The sequence below is a fragment of the Bradyrhizobium sp. sGM-13 genome, assembly GCF_018398875.1.
In the GTDB taxonomy this organism is placed as follows: domain Bacteria; phylum Pseudomonadota; class Alphaproteobacteria; order Rhizobiales; family Xanthobacteraceae; genus Bradyrhizobium.
In genome coordinates, this window is sequence record NZ_JAGWDK010000230.1 from 1 (window position 1) to 352 (window position 352).

The 352-nt window shown below is 61.6% G+C and carries 1 protein-coding gene; it reads left to right on the top strand.

All coding sequences use genetic code 11. The features are described 5' to 3' along the window. Nucleotides 1–352, top strand: a 352-nt coding sequence (locus KJQ96_RS38885) for an AMP-binding protein (protein WP_213291207.1), incomplete at both ends; no start/stop codon positions are given.

Here is a 352-nt window from a genome sequence, read left to right on the forward strand (position 1 = left end):
CCAGCCATCTGGATGTGCTTGGGCAACAGATGCTGGCGGACTCGGCCGCCAGCCAGGTTGGACTGTTTATCATCGGCGGTGAAGCGCTGTCGCATTCGACAATCGAGCTGTGGCGCAGGATCCAGCCCACGGCCAGACTGGTGAATGAATACGGCCCCACCGAAACGATCGTCGGCTGTCTCTTTTATGAGGTTCCGACAGGGCCAGCTGTATCTGCGAACGTCCCGATCGGGCGTCCGATTGCGAACGCGCGGGTGTATCTTCTGGATGGTCATGGTGCGCTGGTTCCGTTTGGTGCGGTGGGGGAGCTTTACATCGGCGGGGCGGGGGTTGCGCGGGGCTATCTGAACCG